Origin of the sequence: Psychrobacter sp. TB20-MNA-CIBAN-0197 (assembly GCF_040309765.1) — a bacterium.
Lineage (GTDB): Bacteria > Pseudomonadota > Gammaproteobacteria > Pseudomonadales > Moraxellaceae > Psychrobacter > Psychrobacter submarinus.
In genome coordinates, this window is the sequence record NZ_JBEOPC010001373.1 from 1 (window position 1) to 236 (window position 236).

1 protein-coding gene is annotated in these 236 nt (G+C 58.1%); it reads right to left on the reverse strand.

Going from position 1 to position 236, the window contains the following annotated elements; all coding sequences use genetic code 11:
* Nucleotides 1–236, reverse strand: a 236-nt coding sequence (locus AAEY83_RS18445) for a glycogen/starch/alpha-glucan phosphorylase (protein WP_351061595.1), incomplete at both ends; no start/stop codon positions are given.

Genomic DNA, 236 nt, shown 5'->3' on the forward strand with positions numbered 1-236 from the left:
GTCATTGGTCAGTTTGATGATCAGCTTGGCCTGGTGATAACTCGCCGCCGCTTTACCGGCGAAGATCTTCACGCGTGGCACCCAGTCGACTTCCGGCTCGGCACGAATCGCCTGGTACAACGCCACGGTGTGCATCAGGTTGAGCAACTGACGCTTGTATTCGTGGATACGTTTGACCTGCACGTCGAACATCGCCGCCGGGTTGACCGCGATCCCGAGGCGCTCGTGAATCAGAT